This window comes from Fluviicola sp. (genome assembly GCF_030151805.1).
In the GTDB taxonomy this organism is placed as follows: Bacteria; Bacteroidota; Bacteroidia; order Flavobacteriales_D; family Crocinitomicaceae; genus Fluviicola.
Window position 1 is genome coordinate 12,995 of sequence record NZ_JASLCN010000062.1, and the last position, 20,676, is coordinate 33,670.

Consider the following 20,676-nt stretch of genomic DNA (forward strand, 5'->3'; position numbering starts at 1 on the left):
CTTTGTAGCTCTCAGGGATGATTTCTCTCCCGCGACTGCAAATGAGGAAAGGATGATTGCTCTCCGTGACGAGTAATATTAAGCTTTAAAAAAGTAATATTATGGTAACATTAGACAAATTGTCATCGGAAGAATTGATGCAGTTGGAAGACCGTTATGGAGCACACAATTATCATCCGCTTCCGGTCGTTCTTTCTAAAGGAGAAGGTGTATACGTTTGGGATGTGGAAGGCAAAAAGTATTTTGATTTTCTTTCTGCATATTCTGCCGTAAACCAGGGACACTGTCACCCGAAGATTGTAAAAGCGTTGACAGATCAGGCGCAAACGTTGACCTTGACTTCAAGAGCATTTTATAACGATACATTAGGAGTTTACGAGAAATTTGTAGCTGAATATTTTGGTTTCGACAAAGTGCTTCCGATGAACACCGGAGCTGAAGCCGTTGAAACAGCGATTAAAGTAGCCCGCAAATGGGGGTACGAGAAAAAAGGAGTGGCAGAAAATCAGGCGCAGATTATTGTGTGTGAACAAAACTTCCATGGAAGAACCACAACGATCATTTCTTTCTCGAGCGATCCGGATGCAAATATGAACTTCGGACCGTTTACACCCGGATTTATCCGCATTCCTTACAACGATTTGGATGCTTTGGCGGAAGCTGCGAAACAACCGAATGTTATTGGTTTTTTGGTGGAGCCGATTCAGGGGGAAGCAGGAGTGTATGTTCCGGACGAAGGATATTTGAGTGGTGCGAAAGCCATTTGTGAAAAGAATGAGATTCTGTTTATTGCTGATGAGGTTCAGACAGGAATTGCACGTACAGGAAAATTATTGGCAGTTGACCACGAAAATGTAAAACCGGATATTTTGATTCTGGGGAAAGCAATTTCAGGAGGTGTTTACCCGGTATCGGCTGTTTTCGCGAACGACGAGATCATGATGGTGATCAAACCAGGACAACACGGATCTACTTTCGGAGGAAATCCTTTGGCAGCTAAAGTGGCCATTGCAGCTTTGGAAGTAGTAACAGACGAAAAACTGGCTGAGAATTCGGAGCGTTTAGGAAAGCTGTTCCGTGAAAAAATGAATCAGATCATTGAAAAAACAGATTTGATCGTGAAAGTACGTGGAAAAGGATTGTTGAATGCAATCATCGTAAACGATACGGAACAAAGTAAAACTGCCTGGAATTTGTGTGTGGAATTGAAAAATAACGGATTGCTTGCTAAGCCGACACACGGAAATATTATTCGTTTTGCTCCGCCGTTGGTGATGACGGAAGAACAATTGCTGGAATGCGTAGCAATTATTGAAAAAACAATTCTGAGTTTTGAGAAATAAGGATTGTGGAAAGTATTTGGGGAGATTTAGATGGTGTGTGAATCAATGAAAACACAATAAAATCATCTGGAAACGCTAGTAAAAACAGACTTTCTACACAATTTTATAAAATTGTGTTTTCTGTTGTTTTAAGGATCGAAATAACGAGTGAAAAATCCCGCCATTTTCGCTGACAGCTACAAAATAACATCAAATCCCCTGTATTTAATACTATCCAGGGGATTTTTTATTTCATGGCATCATGTTTTTCCAGCCAATGAAGAATATCCTGAAAAACCTGGTGTTTCACGTCTTCATTCAGGATTTCGTGTCTCATTTCCGGGTAAAGAATCATGCTGGTATCTGAAAAACCTGCGTGGATCAGCTGGTCGACCGTTTGCGTCACTCCTTTGCCGAAATCGCCGATCGGATCTTCCGCGCCACTCACAAACAGGAATGGCAGATCTTTCGGAATGTTGCCTGCCCAATTCGCTTTGGTTGCTTGTACGTTCAGCGTGAGCAAGGTATGAAACCCGTTATGCGTAAATGGAATGCCACAAAGTTCATCCTTTACAAAAGCTTGTCTGTTGGCTTTATTCACACTCAACCAGCTTGTTTCGGATGCATCCTGATCACCTTTAAAACGCTTATTATTCAGGTTATTGAAAAACCGGTTCAATTTTTCGCTTCTTTTTTTCGGTGCAACCGCGTTGAGGATTGAAAACACAAAACGCGCTACCGGAGCGATGAATTGTTTTCCGCCCGTCCCCACAATAACGGCTCCGTCAAACCGGTGATGAGCTTGTTGCAGCAAGCAGCGTGTGATAAAAGAACCCATAGAATGTCCGAGGACAAAATGCGGAACATTTGGAAAACTTTGTTCCAGGAATTCCGCCATCTTTTCGGCATCATCCACTACGCGTTTTGCCGCATTGTTTGAATGAAAATAACCGTGATGGGCTTTTGAAGCAGCTGTTTTTCCATGTCCGGCATGATCGTAAGTCAAAACGGCATATCCGTTTTCAGAAAGAAACTGCGCAAATTCAGTATAGCGTCCGCTGTGTTCCTGCATACCATGTAAAATGAGAACGGTAGCTTTTGCCGGTTTTTCATCCTCCTGGAACAGATTGTAAAAAATGGCTTGTTCTGTTCCTGAATTAGCTGTTTTAGTTGTGAAACCACTGGTATGCTTAATCATCTTGCTACGTTTTGGTAAAGGAATACGCTAAAAGTTAAGGAATATAATCATAAGATTCGGATGAAAATAGAGGAGTTAGAATAAATTGACCGGCGATTTTTCCCTCGGACACATAAATTTAATACTTCAGCAACTTAAAAAAACTTCGATTTTTCAGAGTATTTTTTGTACTCTGATTATCTTCGGCAAAAAAACACCTATATGCTATTAATTGTTATACCGGTAGTTATCATTCTGATCTTTGTTATTGCAGTCATCGTCATTAAAAACGGATTGATCGCCAAAGAAAATCAGGTTGAAAATGCCTTTGCATCCGTGGATGTGATGTTGAAGAAACGCTTCGATCTGATTCCACAGTTAACGTCCTGCGTAAGCGGATACATGACCCACGAAAAGGATTTATTGGAAAAATTAACCGCTTTGCGTTCCGGTTCAAGAGATACGGAAGCTTTGGCGCAGGGAAATCACGATTTACAGAATCAGTTCAGCCAGTTTTTGATCAAGGCGGAAGCCTACCCGGATTTGAAAGCGAGTGAGCAATTTATGATGCTGCAAAGAAGTATGAACGAAATGGAGGAGCAGTTATCCGCAGCCAGAAGAACATACAACATGTCGATCGAGATTTTTAATAATGCGGTTCTTCAGTTTCCGTCGTCTGTTATTGCAAGACGAAACAGGATGGAAAAGAAAGAATACTTGAAATTCAACGATTAAAAAGATGGAAGGAATGAATTTTGCGCAATTGCAGGCAACGATGATTGCAGGCGATTTAGGCGTTTTGGAAGCGGAAAGAAAAGCGTTTATCAAAAAATTCTGGAAACGGTTTTTCATTTGTCTGGCAATCCTTGTCGCAACGGTAGTTTTGATTGGGTCGATCAATGCAAAAGGTTTTGGTTCGTCATTTATTATTGGTGGATTGATCCTGATCGGTTCGGCAATTTTCCTTGGAATCAGTTATAACCGTTTTCACAAGCATTTTAAAGCGCAATTCAAGGGGAAAGTAATCCCTGCGGTGGTGAAATTTGTAGACGAACGCCTGGCGTATGATCCGAATCAGAGTTTGATTGATCAATACACGGAAAGTAAAATCTTTTCACAGCGCTATGATCGGTACAAAGCAGAAGACACGATTTCGGGAACTTTTGATGCGACTGATTTTTCTTTCGGAGAAATTCACACGGAATACAAAACGGTAAGTACGGATAAAAACGGAAACCGCCGGGAAAGCTGGCATACAATCTTCAAAGGAATGTTTTTTGTGAGTGACTTTCACAAAAACTTTCAGGGAGAAACCATGATCGACGCTGATTACATGGAACGATACCTGGGGAAAATCGGGCGAAAACTGCAGCAGTGGAATCCGAGTCGTGCAGGAAATCTGGTCAAACTCGAAAATCCGGAATTTGAAAAGAAATTTGCTGTATACAGCACAGACGAACAGGAATGCCGGTATATCCTGAGTCTTTCCATGATGGAGCGGCTTCTGGAAATGAGCAAAAAAATCCAGTTCAGAATCTCGATTTCATTCCGTAATAACCAGGTTTACCTGGCTGTTTTCAATAACATGGATTTGTTTGAACCTGCTGTTTTCGGAAGCTTATTGAAAGAGGAAGATTATAAGGTGATAATTTCAATGTTGAAGTTAATGACGGGAGTAATTGAAGATTTGAATCTGAATACCCGGATCTGGACAAAAGAATAAACGATTTAGTAAGTTATTTCAAGCTTCCTCCTTTGGAGGGGACCGAAGGGAAGGATAGATATGTCTTCGTTTTCGAACTTGAATTCATAGTATATAACTATATTTGAACACATAAAAATTGAATCAATTTGGCAACAAAAATAAAATTTGGAACAGATGGTTGGAGAGCAATCATCGCGGATGAGTTTACGGTAGAAAATGTAGCCAGAGTGGCTTATGCAACTGCTCAATGGTTGAAGAAATCAGACTGGAATTCGAAGATTGCTTTAGGGCATGATTGCAGATTTGCAGGTGAATTATTTGCGGAAACTGTTGCCAAAGTATTATTGCACGAAGGAATCGAAGTAAAAATGTCCAAGGGATTTGTTTCTACACCAATGATTTCGTTGGCGGCAAACCAATTGGGTTGCGGTTTGGGAATAGTGCTTACTGCAAGTCATAATCCGCCTGCTTACAACGGGTATAAATTAAAAGCACATTACGGTGGTCCTTTGACTCCTGAATTGGTTCAGGAAATCGAAGACATCATCCCGGATTCAGTTCCTTTTGATTACACTTCTGTGGATTTGAGCAGCTTTGAAAAATCCGGGAAACTGGAGATCGTGGATTTTGAAACTCGTTACGTAGAACACATCGAAAAGAATTTTGACCTGGAAGCAATTCGTAAATCAGGATTGAACCTGGTGTATGATGCCATGTATGGCGCAGGACAAAATGTAATCCGTCGTATTTTGCCGGATGTGCAGTTGCTTCATTGCGAACACAATCCTTCTTTCCACGGACAAGCTCCGGAACCGATTCAAAAGAATCTGAAAGAACTGGAGCAATACATTCTTGCAAAAGGAAACATTCAGTGTGCTTTGGCAACGGATGGTGATGCAGATAGAATCGGGCTTTACAACGGGAAAGGTGAATTTATCGACTCACATCATATCATTTTGTTGTTGTTGCATTATTTGGTTTCCAATAAAGGAATGTCAGGTAAAGTAGTTACAGCTTTCAGTACAACACCGCGCGTGAAAACACTGGCGGAGCATTACGGTTTGGAATACCAGGTTGTAAAGATCGGTTTCAAATACATTGCCGGAATCATGGTGGAAGAAGATGTACTGATCGGTGGAGAAGAATCTGGAGGAATTGCTGTAAAAGGTCATATTCCTGAACGCGACGGAATCTGGATGGGATTGATCATCTGGGAATACATGGCGAAATCAGGTAAAACATTGGATCAATTGATCGACGAAGTATACGCGATCGTGGGAGCATTTAAATTTGAACGAAACGATTTGCACATTACGGAAGACTTAAAACAATCAATCGTTGCAAAATGCACGAATAACGAATACAAAGCGTTCGGAAAATACCAGGTGCGTGACGTCGGAACGATCGACGGATGGAAATTCTTCATCGACGATAATCGCTGGGTAATGATCCGCGCATCCGGAACAGAGCCGGTTCTGAGAACCTATGCAGAAGCTCCGACCCTGGAAGAAGTTCGGGAAATACTCAAAGCAACGGAAGAAACCATATGCTGATAATAAAAAAGCGATTCACTACGAATCGCTTTTTTGCTTTTAGGACTTCATGATGTCTAATGATGACCGTGACCTTTGTGTTTTCCGTGTCCATGCCCACTTCCGTGATGGTGGTGATGCACCGTCGGATCACGAACCACTACATAATGTTCTTCCACGTAAACAGGATGCGGCGGATTAATCTCCAGATGAAAACTCACATTTGACTTCGGTTTGCTTTCTATACGAACCTTCGGAACAGTTGCCGGTTTGGCGATCCGGTATTCATAATATGTTTTTCGGTGCTCCGCATTGTAATAATAAGGATGCGTCGAAGTGATCCAGAGAGCAAATCTCGGAGAATCCGAATGGGTGACTGAAACATACCTTTCGGGCAAATGTGTTACACTTTTCCAGTGTGTTTTTTCCCAAACGAAATAGACGTGTTGAACCGGATCAAAATACACATTCTGTCTGGGATAATAATAGTACTTGTTTTTCTTTAGAGCTTGTTTTTGCAGGGTGTAAGGTCGCTGATCCTGTTTTGCATTCACAAATCCTGCAACGCCGAACGAAAAACAAACCATCAAAATGTAAATCCGGTAATAGCTTGATATTCTCATAATTCAAAAATTTGTGTTTGTATGAACGTTGATTCAATTGTCTTGCCAAACAGTTTTTTAAAGAAAGCAACCAGAGCTTAGATACTTGAAATATAAAAGGTTGTAATCTTGTTTGACAAGTGAAAAGCAATTGTTTCAAAATGAAAATATATTTCAATTTGAATTTGAATTTTTCAAAATGGCATAATAAAATCGCGAATCTATGTCCCTGATTTGAGTATTTTTGACAGAATCATTGATGTAAAGAGATATGGCAGGTTCAAGTTTTGGTAATTTGGTTCGATTGACCACTTTTGGAGAATCACATGGAAAAGCCATCGGTGGAATTTTAGAAGGAATTCCGGCCGGTTTTCCCCTGGATCTCAATGAAGTTCAAAAAGACTTGAATCGAAGAAGACCCGGACAGTCTGCAATCGTTACACAACGAAAAGAACCGGATCAGCTGCAGATCTTATCCGGAGTTTTTGAAGGAAAAACACTCGGAACTCCGATTGGATTTCTAATCGAAAATGAAGATCAAAAATCGAGAGATTACGATGAGATGCAACAGGCATTTCGCCCGTCTCATGCAGATTTTACATATCAGCAAAAATACGGGATCAGGGATCACAGAGGCGGTGGTCGTTCATCCGCAAGAGAAACTGTTTCACGGGTTGTTGCCGGTTCGATTGCCAAACAGATTCTGCAGACAAAAGGAATTCGCATTGATGCATTTGTAGACCAGGTCGGAATGCTGAAATGGGAAGGTGAATGGAAAAGCGAATTAAAAGAAGTCAGTGAATCGAATATTGTGCGTGTGCCTTCTGCAGATCTGGCCCTGAAAATGGAAGAGTTGATCAAAGAAGTCAGGAAAGAAGGAGATACGATCGGTGGAGCGGTAAGATGTGTTATTTCCGGCGTTCGGGTTGGGTTGGGAGAACCAGTTTTCGATAAACTGCATGCTGAGTTGGGAAAAGCAATGCTATCCATCAATGCTGTGAAGGGTTTTGAGATTGGCTCCGGATTCGGTTCCATTTCCATGAAAGGTTCGGAACACAATGATTTGTTTACAACTGACGGACGTACAAAAACAAATTACTCCGGTGGAATTCAGGGTGGAATTTCCAATGGAATGCCGATTGATTTCAGAGTGGCTTTCAAACCGGTTGCAACGATTATGCAACCCCAGGAAACCATCAATGAATCCTTTGAAGCCACAGAAATAAAAGGAAAGGGAAGACACGATCCGTGTGTTGTTCCAAGAGCCGTTCCGATCGTGGAAGCAATGGCGGCACTGGTCATTTTGGATTATTTGCTCATTCAGGAAGCATATCAATAAGTATGGCGGCATTGGAACGGATTCTTCAGAAAAAATGGATGATTGGATTGCTTTTTCTTTCCATCACCGTTTTGTTCGGAACAAAATCAGATCACAGGTATGGCTGGAGTCATTTTGACGAAGATAAAGCCATTCCAATCCTTTCCGACGGGGCCGGTTATTACGCCTTTTTACCACGTTGGTACATTTACCATTCGTCGAATTTCGAATTTATCGACACGATCCAGGTACGTTATCCGTATGCCGGATTTACAGCAAATATTGATTATTTACCGGACGGAAGACGAATAGATAAATACTTCAGCGGATCGGCTGTTTGTCTGACTCCTTTTTTTGCCATCGGACATATTCATGCCAGCTCGATCGGTGAAATTCAGGATGGCTATAGCTGGCCTTACTTGTTTTGGCTCTGCGTCGGGATTATTTGCTATTCCGTTTTGGGATTGTGGGGACTTTTTCAGATTCTGAAAAGATTCCGGATCTCGTATTTCGCCATTTACATCACAATCCTCGGATTTGCAATCGGGACAAACCTCTGTTTTTATTCCTACCGGGATGTGCCTTACGCGCATATTTTCTCCTTCTCAATAGTCAGTTGGATGTTTTATTCCTTGCTGCTCTGGATTGACGAAAACAGGTTGAAACACTTGTTGTTCTTCGCTTTTTTGTTCGGGCTCAGTATGATTATCCGGCCAACCAACGGAATGTTTTTGCTCCTTGTTCCGTTTTTGTTCCCGGATACGAAGACATTTTGGGAACGGTTCAAACAACTGTTTCTGAGTAAAACAACACAACTGATTGCCGCGTTTACTGTGTTTTTGATCCCGGTATCCATTCAGGTATATTCGAGTTATCAGCAATTCGGAAAGGTTCAGTTTAACGGTTACAGCAATGAAGGATTCAGCAATATTACCGATCCGTACTTTTGGTCTACTTTGTTTGGCTTCCGGAAAGGAATTTTCATTTATGCACCATTCTTACTGCTGATCATTCCCGGATTTATCGTGCTCTTTTTCAAAAACCGACGTTTGTTTTACGGGTTCTTTCTGTTTTTTGTCGTAGCAGTTTACATCTTGTCTTCCTGGTGGTTCTGGAGTTACGGCGGTTCATTGGGGTATCGTTCGATTGTAGATTTCTACAGTGTTTTGGCTGTGCCGATTGCATTTTTACTTCATTATTCCAAATCACTTTATAAAGCAATCATCTGTCTTTTTGTGGTTGCTTCCTGTTATGTTTACCAGGTTTACGAAATTCAGTTCCAGCAGTGTATCATTCACTTTGATGAGATGAATTATCCGAAATGGAAACATGTATTCCTGAAAACGGATAACCGTCTGAATTTTATGTATTACAGCCGGATAGACAGTCTTCCGGAAAAGATTATTCCGGTCGGACCGCTTCGTCCGGTTCAGTTGGGTGGTGTTGACATGAAAAAAGAAGTGGTTTTTGATTTCCGGGAAGGTCAGTGGCCGAAACCGAATTTTCGCGACTCATTGACGATTAATCCGGGCTTGAATGCTTACCGGATGGGAGCAAAGCTGACGGGGGAAATGTATTTGTATGAAAAATCTTCCGTTCCGACAGTTATTTTCTATTGCTTTAAAAACGACAGCATGGTGGGGAGAACAGTGGTGAATCTGGGAGCAAGGCTGAACGAAATCAAACAATGGGAACGGATTGAAATAGATTTCGATCCGTTGGTTGAATGGAATTCTTTCGATTTTGTGAATGTTGATTTTTACTTTGACCCGAACTCTGCAAAGATCAAAAATTTCGAACTGCAGTTCTACAAGTTTAAATAGTTCGGTTTGTTCCAAATGAATGAAAAATCAGGTGTTTAAATTTTTAAAATTTTTATACATTTTCTGTTATTTTTTTGAATGAATTACCATGGAAAATGCCTAAATTCATGGGCATGAAACGTAAGAAAATAGTCATCATAGGTGGTGGCTTTGCGGGATTGAATCTCGCCCGTAAATTGGCGAAGGCTGATTGTGAAATAATTCTGGTGGATAAACAAAATCACCACATGTTTCAACCGCTGTTTTATCAGGTAGCAAGCGCACGCCTCGAGCCTTCAAGTATTTCATTTCCCTTTCGAGCAATCTTCAGGCGCAGAAAGAACGTTGAATTCAGATATGCGACCGTAGAGCGTATTCGAACAGAGGATAATCTGATCGAAACATCGATGGGAGATATCAGCTACGACGAACTGGTCATTGCGACAGGCTGCAGAACGAATTTCTTCGGAAACCCGGATCTGGAAAAGCATACGATGGCGATGAAATCAACACAGCAAACGATTCATATCCGGAATACGATCCTGACGAAGTTTGAAAAAATCATGTTCGTAGACAACAAGCAGGAAGAGGAAGAGTTGATGAATCTGGTGATTGTTGGTGCAGGACCTACCGGAGTGGAACTTTCAGGTGCGTTTGTAGAAATGAAAACCAAAGTTCTTCCGAAGGATTATCCGAATTATGATTTTTCGAAGCTGAAGATTATTTTATTGGAAGGGAGCCCGAATACGCTGAATGCGATGAGTGAAAAGTCACGCATATGGTCACGCAGGTATTTGGAAAAAATGGGAGTGGAAGTCCGTACTTCAACAGTTGTTTCCGGGTATGACGGTCACAAACTGGAATTGAAAACCGGAGAAATTATCCCGACGCAAACCGTGATTTGGGCAGCCGGAGTTCAGGGAAACTTACTGGAGGGGTTGGAGAAAGCAGAATTGGTGAGAGGACGATACACCGTTGACAGACATTCGTTGGTGAAAGGTTACAGCAACATTTATGCTATTGGAGATATTTCCTACATGGAAACTGAGAAATATCCTCAAGGGCATCCACAGTTGGCAAATGTAGCCATTAACCAGGGGCGTGTTCTGGCAATGAACTTTCGCGCTCTTTGGTCCGGAAAAGCACCCAGTCCATTTGAATACAAGGACAAAGGAACAATGGCAACGGTTGGAAAACACAAAGCCGTAGTTGAACTGCCGAATTTTAAATTCCAGGGGTATTTTGCCTGGATGGTTTGGATGGCCCTGCATTTAATGCTGATTTTGAGTGTCCGGAATAAAATTGCCGTTTTCTTCAATTGGGCATGGCGATACATTACCGGAGACACTTCCCTGAGATTGATTTTGAGAGACGAGGCAGATCGGGATGTGATGAGGCGAAATAACTGATTATCAGTCTCTTACCAATATTGGGAAATTGGGTTTTTCCGATATTGAGACGAAAGAATTTCTTTGAAAGGATCGAAATGTTGAAAACTCAGTAGCTAGAAGTTTGCTACAGATCGAAAAACAGACTGAAGATCCATGGACAATTCAGTGTTTACCGGATAGAGCGATGTTTAACGATCTTATGAATAATTGTCGCGACTGGTAAGGGTTGCTGATATCTTGCAGCGTTGAAAACAGAATCATCTAAATTCCGGAATACAAATAAAAAATTAAAACCGTAGTTTTGATCAAATTCAATCAAGGCTACGGTTTGCTGTTTAAAAATTACATTCTGTTTTTATACTTGTTCAGTTGCGCAGCTATTTGGGCACAACCGAATACGGGGCAATTTGTCAATTACACCGTCAAAGATGGATTGTGCGAATCCGTTTGTACCGGAATCACCCAGGATAGCCGTGGATTTTATTGGATTGCGACTCAGGAAGGAATTAATCGCTTCGACGGCAGGAATTTTAAATCCTATTACCCGAGTGAAATGCTGGGTGAAAAACAATTGCTTGACAATTCAAAAGTATTTTCGGAAATTTCCCCGAATCGTTTGATCGTAACTTTGGGGAATGCAAAAGCGTTCATTCTGAATTGCATTTCCCAGGATTTGACACCTGTTCGCTCTTTGAAAAACCGGCCAGCACTGGATTTTATCCGCATTGACCAAAACAAAATCATAGTGCCTTCGTTTGATACGGTTTTCATTCTGAATAATCAGCTGGAAGTTGTGGAAGCCGTTGCACCACCGTTGAAGGTTAAAAGCGTTGGACTTCATTTGAAAATGCTGAGCGCGTCCAAATGGCTGATCGTTTCTGCCAAAGAATACTTTTTATTCGACCTCACAACAAAACAATTCAAGACTTTTGAAACAGAATTACCGGTCGACGGACTTTTCAATTCCGGGTACGGACTACTTCATGTAGATACAACTCATCAATGGATTTATTTTCTCAATTACTTCAAAGGATTGTTCCAATTGGATTATTCCGGGAAAGTCATTTTTTCCTGGGGAGCACAGGTTTCTGAAAGCAAAATGCCCGGATTACCCAATTGTATGATTGCCGACAAAACCAATCCGGATATGGTTTGGATTGGTGGAGATCGCGGTATTTGTCATATGAATATCCTATCCCGCAAAACCATTTTGTATGAAAATCATCCCGATATCCCTTTTTCATTGGGAGCGAATCATATTACGAATTTCTTTCAGGATCGCTATCAGAATTTGTGGATCACGAGCTTGAAAGGAGTTAGTTTGCTGAATAAAAACTCGACTCTGATTGATTATTGGAACCTGCCCATTAGTTCGGATAAACCAATGATGAATCTGTGCCGGATTTCAAAAGAGGAAATACTCGCCCCGAAGTATTTTGCCGAAGTGTTTAAAATAAATGAACGCAATAAAGAATTTGAAGCATTTCATCCGGATAAACTCAAGGAATCGTGGTTTGTTTTTAAAGATGGGAATAAGTTGATCCATGGTGGAAAAGGAATTGTATTGAAACAAGTTGATCTTCCATCTGACCGCGTCACAGAATTGACGTTTCTGAAAGATTACTTCAAAGAATCCGAGCTCGTTGTTTTCGGATTTCGTCACAGTTCCGGAGATTGGTGGTTTAGTGGAAACCAGGGGGGAGGATTGGTGAGGATAAATCCGAAATCGAAAAAGGCGGCACATTTCTCACGGGCAAAAAAAACATTTTCGGGTTCCTACTTTACTCATTATTCGGAAACTCCCAACGGAGATATCTGGTTTTCCAGTAATAAAACACAGACTTTGACACATTGGATCAAGGCGGAGGATCGCTTTGAAGAATTGAATTTCGAACACATCTTAAAGTTTCAGCACCAAAGCGTTGTGTTGTGTATCACGACAGACAAGAAAGGAAATGTCTGGATTGGTTTTGACGGTGGCGGGTTAGCCCGTTATGACGTTTCTTCGAAAAAAATGCTCTTTTTCGGGAAAAAACAGGGGATTCCGTCCAATTTCATTTACAACCTGCTCTTTGATAATCGCGGACGCTTGTGGGTTGGAACAGAAAAAGGCCTGGCTTGTTTAAGTACAGATTTGAAAAAAATTCAATCTTTTGGAGTAGGGAACGGCTTTCCGGTTGAACGCTTCGATCAAACATCCTATTTTGATGAGCAAACAGGAATGATTTGGATTGCTTCAGATAATTATTTGCTGCGATTTTACCCGGATCAATTACTGAAAGTTGAAAAACAACATCTTGAAGTTTTTATCGACGAGTTTTGGGTGTCCAACAAAAAACAACTTTTGGGCAACGATCTGAAATATTCGTTTTCCCCGAATCAGAATACGATTCAATTGAGTTTTTCATCTATTAATTCGTCAGGTAAAAGCCGGGTTGAATATAGTTATTGGCTGGAAGGAGCTTCCAATTATTGGGTTTCACTTGGAACGAATTCAAGCGTTAATTTTCCTTCCCTGCCATCTGGAACGTATCGTTTTCATCTCCGGGCAAAAATTCAGGGAACAAAAAACTGGATTTACTTAAAAGAACCACTTCACTTTACAGTCCAAACTCCCTGGTATCGCAGCTGGTGGTTTAAAATCCTCGTTTTTATCGCAAGTTCCGGATTGATATTTTTCGTAACACGGATGTATTTCCTTGGAAAAATAGAAAAACAGCGGGCAGTTTTGGAAAAGCAGCGTGCTGTACAAAACGAACGCGATCGGATTGCTTATGACATGCACGACGACCTGGGAAGCGGATTAACCCGCATTTCCTATCTGAGTAAAGAAGCGCTTAGAAAACAAGATAATCAGCAGGAACTGGAACGAATCAATGCAGCCTCATTGGAGCTGGTGGAAAACATGAGTGAATTGATCTGGGCCATGAAGATGGAAAACGATACACTGACCGATTTGCTAGCATATTTAAGATATTACGCCATGGAATACCTCGAAACGAATCAAATTGACGTTCAGATTGATTTGGATGAGGTGGAAACAGATTCCATTATTTCAGGAGAAACAAGACGGCATATTTTTCTGATTTTCAAGGAAGCGCTTCACAACATTGTAAAACACGCTCAGACAGGAAAGGTTGAAATCAGGATTGAAGCAAAGGAAACACTCCGGATTCAGATCAGAGACTTCGGAAAGGGATTGAACGGGGAAGAAAGCGATAAAAAATTCCGGAATGGGATGAAAACCATGCAAAAGCGAACGCAGCAACTAAACGGGCGCATGGAATTGTCAAACGCAGCTCCCGGATTGAAACTGGAGTTTGAATTTCCGCTTTCGTAACATCAACCGTTAGGTTCATTGTTTGAAATAACGTAAACGACTTAATTTGTAAAAGACAGTTTTGAAATAGATTTTATTTTGATATAATTGAATAGAAAATGTTCAAAAGGTTCAAAGATGTTCGATAAAGTATTGAATCAAAAATTTGTTGGACTAATGAACTATTTTTAACCCTTCGAACAAATACAAATGATTGGGATTTGCATCATAGAAGACATTGTGGACATTCAGAACGGATTGCGCGCTGTAATCGAAAGTGACGAACGCCTGAAATGGATCGGCTCTTTTGATACGGCGGAAGCAGCTATTGAGCAAATTCCAGGTCTGAAACCGGATGTAGTTGTCACGGATATCAATCTTCCAGGGAAAAACGGAATAGAATGCGTTTTCGAACTGAAGAATAAAGACCCGAAGATTCAATTCATGATGTTTACCATTTACGAAGACAATGACCAGGTTTTTGAAGCCCTGAAATCAGGCGCAACCGGTTACATTCTCAAGAATACGACACCTGAAAAAATCGTGGAAGCCATTGTAGAACTACATGAAGGTGGAAGCCCGATGTCGCCGAAAATTGCACGAAAAGTGCTGCAATCATTCAATATGACCAAAGAAAATCCGGTGATTCAACTGCTCTCAAACAGGGAACGGGAAGTCCTCGAATTACTGAGCAAAGGCTATTTGTACAAGGAAATTGCAGACCGCCTCGACATTACCTTAAGCACCGTAAAACGCCATCTGAATCACATCTACGAAAAACTACAGGTGCAGAACAAAACTGAGGCAGTGAACAAGCTGTACGGTAAATCCTGACCTTTTACGGAATTCATTACTTTTCACTTTTACATTTTCACTTTTCAATTCGAATGATCCAAACGGTTGATTGACACACTTTTTTCCTTAGCGTAAGTTTGTTGAAAATAAACAACTATGAAGAGAAATAATCGTGTAGCGGAAAGATGTTTGAACCACTTTGCCTATTTGTCACTTGCTGCAATGGTAGCTTTGGCATCTTGTAAAAAGAAAAATCCGGAACCACAACCTCCCGGAGGAACACAACCACCAGTAACTACGAGCTGTAATGTAATCGAGGTAAGCAGTACTATTTCAAGTCCTACAACCTGGACTGCCGGCAATGTATATGTGATAACGCAATGGATTGATATTGATGCACCATTAGTGATTGAGGCCGGTGTGATCGTGAAATTTAAAAGTGTTACAGGATTACAAGTTTATGCAAAAGTAACCGCGAATGCTACTGAAAACAATCCAATTATTTTTACGTCTTACAAAGACGACAACTATTGCGGAGACAGTAATGGTGACGGAACTGCTTCGACTCCGGCTAAGGGAGATTGGGGCTACGTAAATATGCGTGGTGACCAGCATGGTTCGCTTTTCAGATATTGCAAGTTTCTGTATGGAGGCGGAGAAGGCGGTGGCCGTGTTGTAAAAGCAGATACAGGTACCGGTAACATTCACGACTTTACTTTTGACTATTGTACGTTTGCGCATACCTATGGTGGTACAAGCTATAGCACGGCTGCTTTTGACGGAGCACAAATGAAAGATCCTGCTGTGAGTGTTGTTACCAACAATATTTTTTATGATAACGCGATCCCGATTCTTATAAGCGGTTATTACGCCCTGGATGCAAATAATAGTTATCACAATCCGGATAACACAAGCCAAACGAATAAATATAATGGTATTGCTGTATATGGTTCGGGAATGAGAAACACCACGGTTGTTTATAGTGAAACGGAAGTGCCTTATGTCTTGAATGTCGGAGGAAACAATTACCTGAGTTCAACTGGCAGCGAATTGTTTGTTGTAGGTGCGAATGTTATTCTAAAATTCAGTTCAGGAGGAGAAGTTTCAGGAGGGAGTGCAAGCAATTTTAATATTCATCCTTCTGCAGTGTTCACTTCCATCAGAGACGATGCACATGGAGGAGATACCAACGGTGACGGTAGTGCATCTGTGCCGGCAGCCGGTGACTGGACCGGAGTGAATCAGGGATTTAATGATGGTTGGTATACAACCAATGTCTTTTACAGTTTACACTAACGAATCATTTCAGAAAAGATGCAATAGATTACACATCATGCAAAGTAGGTGTGTATGAAGGAGACACCAACGGTGATGGTAGCACCGGATCTCCTGAGTGGGTGGGAAGGTTTTTGAAATTACAAAACCAGCGCATATGTTTCAGGCGCGAAAGTTGTTGCAGCACGCACACTAATGACCCGGAAATACCCGCACAAAGCGAAAGCGGTCAGACTGTCAAGGGTCTGGCCGTTTTTTATTCAGGGATAAATTGGAATGGTGTAATCGAAATGAAGATTTGTGAGGTAGCGCGGCTGTGAAAAAATTCCAACTCTCAATGAATCAATCGTTCCGTTTATCCGGATTGCATTTCCGATTGCCTGGGCACTGATCTGTGGGTTTACAATTCCAAACGTTCCTCCGGCACTTTGATTCTCCCAGGCTGTAATAATGACTTCTTTGGATTCACTTGCATCATTCCATTGCGAAGCGTCATTGATTTTAGCTGCGAGTAAAGCAGCGGTTAAAGGAGGTGGACAACTGCATCCCAAATCCAGTTCCTGAACCGGATATTCGAAAACAAAGGAAAAATCCAATGACAACCTTTCCATGCCCGGATAAACACTGTCATTCAGATAAGGTCCTTTCAGCCAGGTTCGTATGCTGTAATTCTTGAAATTCCAATCATGCCACTCAGATGTTTGAATCAATTGAGAAGAGATGTTGTTAGAATCCAGAGAAAAGGTTTGCGAATCAACAAATCCGGAATGTTTTAGCGAATAAGTCGTTTTCGGTGTATTATCCGTTTCTGTTTTCTTCTTTTTACAGGAAACAGTAAAAAATAAAGCACAGGTAATCAGTAGAAGCCCGGTTTTCATGACCATTGATTTTGCTGAGTTGATACGCTAATTTAGCAAAAAAAAATGATCAAAAAATAAAAGCAACTGATTTACAGTTAGTTCTTTAAGATTCGGACAGTTTCTTTAAACTCTGCAGATTGAATAATTGCCAGGTAAACTCCCGGATTCAGATCAAACAACTCAATAGGAGTTCTGAATGTCCCGCGTGGAACTTCGCCGGAATAAACAGGATAGATCAATTTTCCGCTCATATCATACAAATTGATTTCGGCTTGTCCCTTTTGAGGAAATTGCACTTCCAGGGTGGTATTCTCGACCGTAGGATTCGGAAAAGCAATTGCTTTGTATTCGGTCGGGAAAGGAGTACCGTTTTCATCCAGCTCGATTTCTCCTGAGTTAATTTCTCCTGGGATAATTTCTGCCAGGTAAGTACTAAAATCCCTTGATGAATATCCTCCACCCATTATAGTATAATCTATTAAGGTGACGCTTCCGGGCTCTTTCACATTTTTTTCCGGTTGAACCACTATATCGGTTTCCAAAACAGGATCTGCATTTACAATTTCAAGAGGTAAAGTTGGAGGTGGAACAAAAATGGATTTCTCTTCCGGAGTTTTTTCCTCTTTGGGTTCTTCGATGATTCTGGCCAGGGCAACCTGCGTATCGTTGATTTTCTTGCGGTCTTTTTCATCTTCACAGCTGAATAAGGTCAACCCGAAAACAATGATTAAAGCCGCGATGAATAGGTGTTGAAAATTGTTTTTGTTCTGCTGTTTCCAGGCTTCGAACTCAGCATTCAGCGTTATTTCCTGCCCGACAGTCATTCGCATGCAGATCGGCTGGTTTTTCATTTCCAGTAAGGTGCGCTTGATTTCGTAATTTGATTTATTCGTAAAATCATGTACCTGTTTGGCACATTGCTGACAAAAAGCGCCTTTTTCTGTGGGGGTCATCTTGCTCCAGTCTTCAGAACAAGCTTGTTGAATTCCAACGTGTTTCATAAATTAAAGCATTTGGTTATTACTTCGTTGACAGTATAGATACAAGCTAAATCATTTTTCCATAATCCAAGATAAAATAATTTGAAGCTTGGATTTTCATTGATTAAAATGCCTTGATTACAGAGCGAATACTTTCTAAAATGATATCTTTGAAGACAAATTTTTGAAACATGATTCAACGAATTCAGACAGTTTATTTTTTAATTGCGGCTTTATTGGTGTCGGTAACATTGTTCGGAATGGATTTATTTTCCTTTGCACAAGGAGGATACATACATTCAACGGCATATACTCTTTTTAGAGGTTCAGGATCAGATGGTAAAAATGTAGATTTTTGGATGCTTTCCTTAATTCAGATCATTTTTGCATTGATGATCATTTTTTCCTTTAAAATGCGTCATCGTCAGATTTTCCTGGGCTGGATTTTGTTATTACTGAACATTCTGAGTTCTATATGGATTGTTTTGGGAGCATATGCAGAATCATGGCAATGTACAGCTTGTGATGAGCAGTTAACTAATTTGTCATTTGGTATTCCTTTCTATTTGCATGCAGTGGCATTTATTTTTGTATTCCTTGGAATCAGGGGAGTGAGAAAGGATAAGAAGACGATTGATTCTTTGAACAGGTTGAGATAATTACGAGTTCCGAATTACGAATGCCGAATTGATTTATGGACTAACCCAATTTGGTTTCAGTGGTTTTAATAATTGCTGTTAGGATTCTCAATAATTCATCACATTGCTTCATGAGTTTTTCAGAGCTTTCTAATTGAATGAAGTTGGTAGCCTGAAGCAGATTTAACCAGTATAATGTTTCATTTGCCTCTTTTCTGGAGATTTGGAGTTTATAGACAAAATCCTTTTTGGATTGTCCTCTTGCTGCTTCGGATACATTTGCTCCTATTGAAGTTCCTGAACGTAAAAGTTGTTTCGAAAGAACGAATTCTCTTTTCTCATTTACCAAATACTTATAAGTTTCTACAATCTGGACAGCAAATTCGAAACTCTTTTTTTGAATAATATTTTCAGTCATATGAATAGTGTTTCTTCTTAAGTTAGAAAAAATTATCCAATAATTTATAATATCCCTAATTCGGAACTCGGCATTCAGCATTCGGAATTATAGTACTATCTTTGCACCCTTAAAACAACAAGCAATATGAATTTCCTTTCCGTTGAAAACCTGACCAAATCCTTTGGTGACCGAGTAATTTTTTCAGATGTTACTTTCGGGATTGACCAGGGAGACAAGGTTGCCATCGTGGCAAAAAACGGAAACGGGAAAACGACTTTGCTGCGCTGTCTGATGAATCTGGAGCAGATTGACTCAGGGAGAGTTGTTTACAGAAATGATCTTCGTGTGGCATTTATGCAGCAAACGGAAACGCTGGATGAGTCTCACACGATTCTGGAAGCTGTTTTTTCTCACGACTTGCCGGAATTGCAGATTGTGAAAAAATACAATCAGGCTTTGCGTGAAGGAAATGAAGAAGCGATCCATGCTTGTTACGAAGAATTGACCGAGCTGAATGCCTGGGATATGGAAGTGAAGGTGAATCAGATTCTTTCCGTTTTGAAGCTGGACGACACGAGTTTGTTGGTCGGAAGTCTTTCCGGGGGACAGAAGAAACGGGTGGCTTTGGCGCAGGTTTTGGTTGCGGAAGCTGATTTCCTGATTTTGGATGAGCCTACGAACCATTTGGATCTGGATATGATCGAATGGCTGGAAGAATACCTCTCCAAATCGAAATCCACGATCCTGATGGTAACCCACGACCGTTATTTCCTGGAGGTTGTCTGTGATACGATCTACGAATTGGAAGACAAAACGATCTACAAATACAAAGGAAATTTCTCCTATTACCTGGAGAAAAAAGCAGAACGCCAGGAGCAATTACAATCCACAATCGACAAAGCGAGAAATACGTTCAAGAAAGAATTGGACTGGATTCGTCGTCAGCCAAAAGCCCGTGGCACGAAGCAAAAAGCCCGTGTAGATAGCTTTCAGGATGTTAAAAAAGTGGCGAGTCAGCGAATTGACGATGATGAAATCGACATTCCGGTAAAAATGGAGCGTTTGGGCTCTAAAATCCTGGAATTGCATAAAATCGGGAAAGCTTACGGAAGTAAGGTAATCCTGGATAATTTCTCGTATAATTTCCAGCGAAAAGAGCGTTTGGGAATTGTAGGAAACAACGGAACCGGAAAATCCACCTTTCTGAATGTGATTCAGGGAAGAGAAGAAGTGGATAAAGGAAAAGTAGTCACAGGTGAAACGGTTGTTTTCGGTTATTACAGCCAGGAATTGATCAAAGTAGACGAAGACAAAAAGGTCATTGATGTGATCCGTGATATTGCTGAATTTATTCCTTTGGAAAAAGGAAGACAACTTTCCGCAGCACAGTTTCTGGAGAAGTTCCTGTTTCCGCGTCACATGCACTACAATTTCGTTCACAAGCTGAGCGGAGGTGAAAAAAGACGTTTGAAACTGATGACGGTTTTGATGTCGAATCCCAATTTCCTGATCCTGGATGAGCCAACCAATGACCTGGACATTTTTGTAATCAGTGTTCTG

At 40.9% G+C, this 20,676-nt stretch carries 17 protein-coding genes; 12 read left to right on the forward strand and 5 right to left on the reverse strand.

Going from position 1 to position 20,676, the window contains the following annotated elements; translation table 11 throughout:
- Window positions 1–101: 101 nt before the first annotated feature.
- Window positions 102–1,343 (forward strand): ornithine--oxo-acid transaminase, encoded by a 1,242-nt coding sequence (rocD, locus tag Q1V93_RS02405; RefSeq protein ID WP_300660902.1) that lies wholly within the window; start codon window positions 102–104, stop codon window positions 1,341–1,343.
- Between the two features lie 226 nt (window positions 1,344–1,569).
- On the opposite strand, the gene Q1V93_RS02410 is transcribed toward rocD, so the two are convergent.
- Window positions 1,570–2,520 (reverse strand): alpha/beta fold hydrolase, encoded by a 951-nt coding sequence (locus Q1V93_RS02410; RefSeq protein ID WP_300660904.1) that lies wholly within the window; start codon window positions 2,518–2,520, stop codon window positions 1,570–1,572.
- A 201-nt stretch (window positions 2,521–2,721) separates the two neighbouring features.
- Here Q1V93_RS02410 and Q1V93_RS02415 point away from each other — a divergent pair, with 201 nt between their 5' ends.
- The 3 genes from Q1V93_RS02415 (at window position 2,722) to Q1V93_RS02425 (ending at window position 5,757) form a co-directional block, all read left to right on the forward strand.
- Window positions 2,722–3,234, forward strand: coding sequence for a LemA family protein (locus Q1V93_RS02415; RefSeq protein ID WP_300660906.1), 513 nt, complete (start codon window positions 2,722–2,724; stop codon window positions 3,232–3,234).
- Between the two features lie 4 nt (window positions 3,235–3,238).
- Entirely contained in the window at window positions 3,239–4,222 is a 984-nt protein-coding gene (locus Q1V93_RS02420) for a DUF3137 domain-containing protein (RefSeq protein WP_300660908.1), read from the forward strand.
- 128 nt (window positions 4,223–4,350) lie between these two features.
- Window positions 4,351–5,757, forward strand: a complete 1,407-nt coding sequence (locus Q1V93_RS02425) for a phosphoglucomutase/phosphomannomutase family protein (RefSeq protein WP_300660910.1) — start codon at window positions 4,351–4,353, stop codon at window positions 5,755–5,757.
- 56 nt (window positions 5,758–5,813) lie between these two features.
- On the opposite strand, the gene Q1V93_RS02430 is transcribed toward Q1V93_RS02425, so the two are convergent.
- On the reverse strand, window positions 5,814–6,359 hold the full coding sequence (locus Q1V93_RS02430; RefSeq protein ID WP_300660938.1) for a hypothetical protein: 546 nt from the start codon (window positions 6,357–6,359) through the stop codon (window positions 5,814–5,816).
- A 250-nt stretch (window positions 6,360–6,609) separates the two neighbouring features.
- On the opposite strand from Q1V93_RS02430, the gene aroC reads away from it, so the two are divergent.
- The 6 genes from aroC to Q1V93_RS02460 all read left to right on the forward strand — a co-directional run bounded on the left by aroC (window position 6,610) and on the right by Q1V93_RS02460 (window position 16,259).
- Window positions 6,610–7,677 carry a chorismate synthase gene (gene aroC, locus Q1V93_RS02435; protein ID WP_300660940.1) on the forward strand — a complete coding sequence of 356 codons (1,068 nt, stop codon included), beginning with the start codon at window positions 6,610–6,612 and terminating at the stop codon, window positions 7,675–7,677.
- A gap of 2 nt (window positions 7,678–7,679) precedes the next feature.
- Window positions 7,680–9,479, forward strand: coding sequence for a hypothetical protein (locus tag Q1V93_RS02440; protein WP_300660942.1), 1,800 nt, complete (start codon window positions 7,680–7,682; stop codon window positions 9,477–9,479).
- A gap of 113 nt (window positions 9,480–9,592) precedes the next feature.
- Window positions 9,593–10,867 (forward strand): NAD(P)/FAD-dependent oxidoreductase, encoded by a 1,275-nt coding sequence (locus Q1V93_RS02445; protein ID WP_300660944.1) that lies wholly within the window; start codon window positions 9,593–9,595, stop codon window positions 10,865–10,867.
- Window positions 10,868–11,150: 283 nt separating this feature from the next.
- The gene (locus tag Q1V93_RS02450) at window positions 11,151–14,189 is read left to right on the forward strand and encodes a sensor histidine kinase (RefSeq protein WP_300660946.1); all 3,039 of its coding nucleotides are present in this window, start codon (window positions 11,151–11,153) and stop codon (window positions 14,187–14,189) included.
- A 189-nt stretch (window positions 14,190–14,378) separates the two neighbouring features.
- Entirely contained in the window at window positions 14,379–15,002 is a 624-nt protein-coding gene (locus Q1V93_RS02455; RefSeq protein ID WP_300660948.1) for a response regulator transcription factor, read from the forward strand.
- Between the two features lie 117 nt (window positions 15,003–15,119).
- Window positions 15,120–16,259, forward strand: coding sequence for a hypothetical protein (locus Q1V93_RS02460; RefSeq protein WP_300660950.1), 1,140 nt, complete (start codon window positions 15,120–15,122; stop codon window positions 16,257–16,259).
- A gap of 239 nt (window positions 16,260–16,498) precedes the next feature.
- Here the strand turns inward: Q1V93_RS02460 and Q1V93_RS02465 are convergent, their stop codons facing one another.
- Both Q1V93_RS02465 and Q1V93_RS02470 read right to left on the reverse strand, forming a co-directional pair.
- A complete protein-coding gene (locus Q1V93_RS02465) occupies window positions 16,499–17,116 on the reverse strand; it encodes a hypothetical protein (protein ID WP_300660952.1) in 618 nt (205 codons plus the stop codon).
- A gap of 77 nt (window positions 17,117–17,193) precedes the next feature.
- Window positions 17,194–18,099: a T9SS type A sorting domain-containing protein gene (locus tag Q1V93_RS02470; RefSeq protein WP_300660954.1), complete on the reverse strand. Its 906-nt coding sequence runs from the start codon at window positions 18,097–18,099 to the stop codon at window positions 17,194–17,196.
- Between the two features lie 170 nt (window positions 18,100–18,269).
- On the opposite strand from Q1V93_RS02470, the gene Q1V93_RS02475 reads away from it, so the two are divergent.
- Window positions 18,270–18,737 (forward strand): DUF4293 domain-containing protein, encoded by a 468-nt coding sequence (locus Q1V93_RS02475; RefSeq protein ID WP_300660956.1) that lies wholly within the window; start codon window positions 18,270–18,272, stop codon window positions 18,735–18,737.
- Window positions 18,738–18,777: 40 nt separating this feature from the next.
- On the opposite strand, the gene Q1V93_RS02480 is transcribed toward Q1V93_RS02475, so the two are convergent.
- Entirely contained in the window at window positions 18,778–19,134 is a 357-nt protein-coding gene (locus Q1V93_RS02480) for a four helix bundle protein (protein WP_300660959.1), read from the reverse strand.
- 126 nt (window positions 19,135–19,260) lie between these two features.
- Between Q1V93_RS02480 and Q1V93_RS02485 the strand changes: the two genes are divergently transcribed.
- Window positions 19,261–20,676: ABC-F family ATP-binding cassette domain-containing protein (locus Q1V93_RS02485; protein WP_300660961.1), on the forward strand; the 1,416-nt coding region annotated here is incomplete at its 3' end.